Origin of the sequence: Candidatus Kaelpia aquatica, from assembly GCA_030765335.1 — a bacterium.
GTDB classification, from domain to species: domain Bacteria; phylum Omnitrophota; class Gorgyraeia; order Kaelpiales; family Kaelpiaceae; genus Kaelpia; species Kaelpia aquatica.
Genome location: JAVCCU010000023.1, coordinates 36,644 through 43,362 on the forward strand (window position 1 = coordinate 36,644; position 6,719 = coordinate 43,362).

Consider the following 6,719-nt stretch of genomic DNA (forward strand, 5'->3'; position numbering starts at 1 on the left):
TTAATCTCCGTCGTTATAGACAACAACATAAATATCATCATCGACACCTGAAGCAGTTGTTAGATGAGGGTTTAATACATCTTTAGTCTCATCCGGACCTTTAGAGAGCAGATAAGATATTGGTCTGCTTGTCACTCCATCATTATCAGCGTATATATAATCTTCCCCCCAGGGGTCGGTCAGAACCGACTTATCGAGGTAAGGACCGTCCCAGCCTGATGCACTATCAGTAGCTAGGAGAGCATTTATAATAGCTGCAGTGATAGAGGCCTCAGTAAATGTGGCTGCCTTAGGAGGAAGTTCTCCGGTATCTTTCTTATAAGCTAACATAGCAGCTTTGATATGCTCTAGCTCTGCTTTTGCTTTTGATGTTCTTGATTCCGTTATTACGCGATTAACCTGAGGAAGCAATACCCCACCTAAGACGATTATAACAGACATAACAACTATCAACTCCATTAAGGTAAAAGATCTCAACTTCTTCATATTCATATTCAAATCCTTTTTATACTACAGTTACTATACAACTACATCCTGAGTAACCCTAAACATCTCTTCAATCGTTGTCACTCCTTTCCTAACTTTATCTAGGCAGTCCTCTCTTAAGGAGTTCATACCCTCTGATCTGGCCACCTTATCGATGTCAGTAGCCGGAGCGCGGGAGACTACAAGCTCCTGAATCCTGGAAGTCGATCTTAGAATGGAGAATATTCCAATCCTTCCCTTATAGCCTGTACCTTTACAAAGCGGACAGCCAACACCCTCATAAAAAACAACATTATCTCTATCTCTAATACCCAGCTCACCTAATGCTGCCTCGGAAGGTTTATGCTCTTTCTTACAATTCTCACATATCACCCTGATAAGACGCTGGGCTATAACAGCTGCTATAGAACTAGAGGCTAGAAAAGCTTCGACACCCATATCGATAAGCCTTGTAAAAGCAGAGGCAGCATCATTAGTATGTAAGGTTGAGAAGACTAAGTGGCCTGTTAAAGCAGCATGGATAGCTATCTCGGCCGTCTCTAAATCCCTGACTTCACCTACCATTATAATATCAGGATCCTGCCTCAATATCGCGCGTAACCCGGCAGCATAAGTAAGGCCTATCTGAGGATTAACTTGGGTCTGCCTAACAAGAGGAATCTGATATTCTGTAGGATCTTCCATTGTCATAATACTTCTATCTTCTGTATTTATCCTATTAATAGCAGAATAGAGCGTCGTTGTCTTTCCACTCCCCGTAGGGCCTGTTACAAGAATCATTCCATGCGGCGTGCGTACAACATCTGCAAAGGTATTGAAATCGTTTTTTGAAAACCCCAAGCTCTCAATACCTATCATAATGCTGGATTTATCTAATATTCTCATTACAAGATTTTCACCAAATAATGTCGGCTGCAGAGAGACTCGTAAATCTATAGACTTATTACCTACATCCATCCTGATCCTTCCATCCTGCGGAAGCCTGCGCTCTGCAATATCTAAATCAGCCATAATCTTTATACGTGAAGTAATAGGCATCTGTAAAAACTTTGGCAATGATACAACTCTATGTAAGACTCCGTCAATCCTGTATCTGACTCTAACCATCTTCTCTTCAGGTTCAATATGAATATCCGAGGCCCTATCTCTTACAGCCTGAACTATGAGAAGGTTGGTAAGTTTAACTATCGGGGCTTCCTCTCCTGCCTCTTTTGAACTTAAGAGCTTCTTCTCGTCAATACCTTTGACAACCTCATAGATTGTGTCGGCTGTACCATAAGTCTGGTCGATCGTCCTTACAATCTCCATATCAGATGCAAGTACCGGTTCAATCATGAGAGATGTCTCGCGGTGCAGCTCATCGATAATCCTAACATCAGTCGGATCAGCCATGGCAACTGTTAAACTATTGCCCTCTTTAAATAAGGGAAGAACCTTTAGCTTTCTTACCGTTGATTCAGGAACAAGAGCGGCTATTTCAGGCTCTATGATAAAACTGGATAGATCTACACTCTTAACCCCAAGCTCAACACCTAAGAGGATGGGCATATGCTCCTGAGAGATAAAGCCGCTCTCGATCAATATGTCTTTTAAGGTTTTTCCAGTCTCTTTGGACTCAGCCTTAACTGAGTCAAGCTGCTCATCTGTAAGAAGACCTCTATCTATAAGGAGCTCTTCTAAACCCTTCTCTTTTATAAAAGAAGGCTGCCCGTCTTTTTTAATCGCTTCATTTAATATAAGATCCTGATCTCCGTCTAAACCTGATAGATCTCTCTCTTCAATCTCAGAGCTCTCTTCTTCAGAATCTAACTCTCTCTCTTCTTCAGCCATAGAAACCTCTCTTTTTGTAACCCTATATTATAATAATTAATCCTTAAATTCAATATAATGTTTGAACTGTCTATGGAGATAAGGGTCGCTGTATTCCATCTTTTTAAAATAGAGATTCATTCCCTCTTTGTCCCCTAGCCTGCTGTAAGCAAGCGCCTTAAAAGCATAGAGCTGAAGATAATTCCCGACCATATGCTCTACGTTATTATAATGCCTCAAAGCCTGATAGAGATTGGCCTCATTCCCATCTTCTAAATAGAGGTTCCCAAGAAGATAGTGAGGCAGAGCATTAAAATAATTATACTCTATCGACTTCTTATAAAGAGGCTCTGCGCGGGACAGCTTTCTGAGCTGAGAATAATAGACCGCCTTTCTTAAGCAGCTATCAGAGATAAAAAACCGCAAAGCATAATAATTAGTTACTATATTCAGTGCAATAAAGAGTGAGATGATTGGAACCCGAAGCTTGACTATATTAACTCTTTTGGCTGAACTAATCTTGACCTCACGCATCGCTAAAGCAAATATTATCAGGTATAAAAAATAGGGAGTAAAACTATAGAAGCTCTGTGAGAATAGATTCTGGAATAACATAGAACCTAAGATGGCACAATAACAGAAGCTTAAGCTTGAGCCTCTCTTATGCTTAAAGAGATAATAGAGAAGCGCGATATTCATAAAGAGAAATGAGAACAGATACAAGATACCGCCCTCAATAATTAAATTGAAATAATAATTCTCAGGATGAGAAAACTCTATCTGGTGATCTTGAAGTAAGATAAAAAGTTTGGGGTTTCTAAAATAAGGATATATAGAAGAGAAGCTCCCTAAGCCCCAGCCTGTGAAAGGTCTCTCTTTTATAGCCCTATAGACATCGCTCCAAACATAACTTCTGTAAAATAAAGATTCGGTCTTCAGTAATACAACACTCATAATCAGGGAGAAGAGTATAACTGCAAATAAAGTTACACTCAAGACCCGGATATTTTTCTTTAAAGAGAAAGAAAGTATCAGAAGCCCAAAGACAAAAGACATCAAGCCGCTCCCGCTCTTTGTAAAGATTAAATTAAAGAGCCCAAAAACTATAATAATAAGATAGATAAAATTTCTCTTCTTCTGGTAGCAGTAGATGCTTAAGAAGATAACCATATTAGCATATAGTGCCAGGTTGTTGGGGTTTGCAAGGCTTGAGAATATCCTGGATTGCTTGATAAGCTCATCTCCGTAATTAGCTATATTTATTCCAAATACCTGGAAAACTCCGAAACCAAAGACTAGAAGCGCCGGATAGATAAGCGCCTTATGCAGCAGCTCTCTTCTAGGCTTTTCTGCTATTAAAGAGAGTATCAGAGCAAGAGATAGAGTATTTAAAAGCAGCTTTTCAAAACAGGCAGTATGAAAACTGTTCTTAAAGTATAAGAATAACCCCAGAATATAGAATAAGACCACGGCCAAAATCAGCACAAAAGGCTGTTTGGACAAATCCTTAAATCCGGATTTAAAATTACGCCAGAGCCAGATGGAGAAGATCCAGGGTAAGATCAATTCAAATAACGTGATCTTTACCCTCACAACTTCAAAGGTAGCCCTAGAGAAAAGTAGCGGAATTAAAACCACTACCAATAGAAGTAAGACATCATACAACTTTCTCATTACCGTTATTATACCAAAAATATCCTCAACGGTTAATAAAATTGACATAACTAAACATAAATTTTATTATATAAACATATTCATTAATTTTAAAAAAACAACAATCTTATGGCTCTAAAAATAGGAACCGGCATAAGCTCAGATACCAATGCTTACTTCGCCGGCAAAAATGCTGCGATCAAAGCCCTCTCATCTCTAGGAGTAGACGTCCCTGAGCTAGGAATAGCATTCTCTCATTATGAATACCCTATACTGCAGATTAACGACGGCATAAAAGCAACCTTGGGAGAGAAGAACCTTGTAATAATAAACTCCCAAGCCAATGTAATGAACAACACTTTTAAAAAAAGATCTGTGGTCTTAAATCTCTTATCCGGCCACTCCTACTACCATGCAATATCTATGGTCAAGAACTTAAGCGAGAACCCTTATGTAGCAGGGCATCACCTGGCCTGGGGGCTATTGGATTCCCTGGAAGCTAAAACACATAAAAAAGAATCTCAGAAAAAGCTTGCTCTTGTTTTCGGCTCTGACAGCTTTATCCAAAAAACAGAACTCTTAAGAGGGCTGCAAGAAGTGCTGGGGGTAAGATTTCCTATTGTAGGAGGTATAGTATCGTCTGATTCGTCTTTAAGTCCAACTGAAGTATCTTTTAACCGCCAGAGCAGCCGAGATGGAGTGGTTGGGATATTATTTGCAGGTGAAAACCTTGTTATCGGAGTAGGATCTCACCATGGCTGGATCCCTCTGGGTCTACCCAAGAAAATAAAGAAAGCAGAGGCTAATAGAGTCCAGAACTTAGATGATATGAGCCCTTTAAAATACTATTTTCAATATCTGGGTAAACACCTTGATTTAAGGAAAGAGGATACGGATTCAATCTCTACAATATACCCCTTAGGACTTGAAGCAGAGAAAGATAACTATGTAATAAGATTTCCTAAGTTCTTTGAACCCGGCGGCAGTATATTGCTAGACTCACAAGTCGCGGAAAACCAAAACTTAAGACTGATGATGGGGACCAGAAAGACCTTACTTGAGGCAACCGAAAAAGCCTTAAACCAGGCCTTAGAGCCATTCCAGAAAGAGAAGATAAGCCCTAAGTTCATAATATTGGTTGCAGGAATAGAACGCAAAGATATCTTAGGGGTGGATATAAATACTGAGATAAATCTTATAAAGAAAAAAGTTCCTGAGACCACCAAAATAATCGGAATATATACAAGGGGACAGTTTGCACCTCTAGGAGGCTCTTCTAAATTAGCCAATACCTCCCGCTACCAAAACGGAGCAATACTTCTAGCTGCGGTAGGGGTAAAGAGAGTATAATGCTGCTTATATAAATAAAATGAAAAGAGAGACTAAATGTATATAAATATCGGGCTGGGCTTGTTAATACTTTTTTTTATACTGCTCACCCTGGCTACATTTCTTATTACACTTCTTGGCCAAGAGAAAATAAATAAAAAGAAGCTTCTCTCTGAGCTTGATTATATGCGCCGAGTCTATGCTGATGTTGAAACCCAGTCAAAACTCCTTGTTGATACAAACCTTAACTTCCAGAGAATTCAAAGAGAGCTGGATAAAAAACTAAAAGCATTAAATACCCTCTACAAGATAACCCAGACTGTATCCAATACTTTTGAAACCGACAAGATACTAGAGAGCATAGATCAGGAAGATATTGAAGAGTTAGGCTTTGAAAAGCTGGCTTTCTTTATATTCAGCGAGGATGGCAAGGGTATACGAGTTAAGAATTTTACCGGCTACGGTGACGAAGAACCTGAAATACCAGACAATATAATAGACTCTATCTCAGCCTTAAAAGGACCTATATATATAGGAAGTAAGGTCCATATGCCAGAAGGCCTAGTTCCTTTAGCTGAAAAACTCAACTTAACATCCATGATTATAATGCCTCTATCTATTAGAGAGAAGCATATCGGTGTTATGGTAATAGGGAATACAAAGACATTCCAAAAGCCATCGGAATCGGATATAGAGATACTCTCTCTCCTAGCAAACCAGCTCGTCCAAAGCATAGAGAATTCATCGCTATATGAGCAACTTTGGAAATCTTATCAGGACCTAGAAGAGCGCGTCAAAGAGAGAACCAGAGAGCTGGAGGAAGCAAATAAGGCTCTGCAGGTAGTAGACCAGGCTAAGAATGAGTTTGTATCTGCAGTTGCCCATGAGCTGCGTACTCCCCTCACCTCAATAAAAGGCTATGCAACAATACTCGCTAGCGGAAGATTGGGAAAACTAGAGAAAGACCAGCAGGAAAGATTAAAGAGGATCAACAAACATTCTAATGAGCTCGTAAATCTTATAAATAATCTGCTCGATATCTCAAGGATTAAAGCTGGTAAGACAACAATGCACATTGAAGATACCTCACTGCGTGAAGTTATAAGAGACGTTGAAGAGATAATAACTCCTCAGACAGAAGAGTTAAAAATAGAGTTTAGAACCAGATTTGAAGCTGAGACTGAAAATATAATGGTTGATAAAATCCAGCTTGAAAGAGTGCTTATCAACCTGCTCAGTAATGCTTTAAAATTCACTCCCGAACTTGGGCAAATTGGATTTAACCTAACTTCAGAAGACGGCTATATTAAATTTGAAGTCTATGACACCGGAGCTGGTATTGACGATAAAGACCTGGATAAATTATTTAATGAGTTCTTCAGAGCTGATAACAATATAAACAGAGAGAAGAAAGGAACAGGTCTTGGGCTCTCTCTTGTTAA

Annotated in this window: 5 protein-coding genes; 2 read left to right on the forward strand and 3 right to left on the reverse strand. The window is 39.3% G+C overall.

Going from position 1 to position 6,719, the window contains the following annotated elements; all coding sequences use genetic code 11:
• Genes P9X27_04155 through P9X27_04165 form a run of 3 tightly spaced genes read right to left on the reverse strand, consistent with a single transcriptional unit; the run spans position 1 to position 4,017 of the window.
• On the reverse strand, positions 1 to 486 hold the full coding sequence (locus P9X27_04155; protein MDP8253576.1) for a type II secretion system protein GspG: 486 nt from the start codon (positions 484 to 486) through the stop codon (positions 1 to 3).
• A gap of 33 nt (positions 487 to 519) precedes the next feature.
• Positions 520 to 2,316 (reverse strand): ATPase, T2SS/T4P/T4SS family, encoded by a 1,797-nt coding sequence (locus P9X27_04160; GenBank protein MDP8253577.1) that lies wholly within the window; start codon positions 2,314 to 2,316, stop codon positions 520 to 522.
• A gap of 36 nt (positions 2,317 to 2,352) precedes the next feature.
• Positions 2,353 to 4,017: an O-antigen ligase family protein gene (locus P9X27_04165; protein ID MDP8253578.1), complete on the reverse strand. Its 1,665-nt coding sequence runs from the start codon at positions 4,015 to 4,017 to the stop codon at positions 2,353 to 2,355.
• A gap of 60 nt (positions 4,018 to 4,077) precedes the next feature.
• Between P9X27_04165 and P9X27_04170 the strand changes: the two genes are divergently transcribed.
• Positions 4,078 to 5,298 carry an FIST N-terminal domain-containing protein gene (locus P9X27_04170; protein ID MDP8253579.1) on the forward strand — a complete coding sequence of 407 codons (1,221 nt, stop codon included), beginning with the start codon at positions 4,078 to 4,080 and terminating at the stop codon, positions 5,296 to 5,298.
• 36 nt (positions 5,299 to 5,334) lie between these two features.
• Positions 5,335 to 6,719, forward strand: a 1,385-nt coding sequence (locus P9X27_04175; protein ID MDP8253580.1) for a HAMP domain-containing sensor histidine kinase, incomplete at its 3' end; no start/stop codon positions are given.

Coding starts and splice junctions, on each gene's coding strand:
- P9X27_04155 (MDP8253576.1), bottom strand. CDS start 486: ATGAAGAAGTTGAGATCTTTTACCTTAATGGAGTTGATAGTTGTTATG.
- P9X27_04160 (MDP8253577.1), bottom strand. CDS start 2,316: ATGGCTGAAGAAGAGAGAGAGTTAGATTCTGAAGAAGAGAGCTCTGAG.
- P9X27_04165 (MDP8253578.1), bottom strand. CDS start 4,017: ATGTCAATTTTATTAACCGTTGAGGATATTTTTGGTATAATAACGGTA.
- P9X27_04170 (MDP8253579.1), top strand. CDS start 4,078: ATGGCTCTAAAAATAGGAACCGGCATAAGCTCAGATACCAATGCTTAC.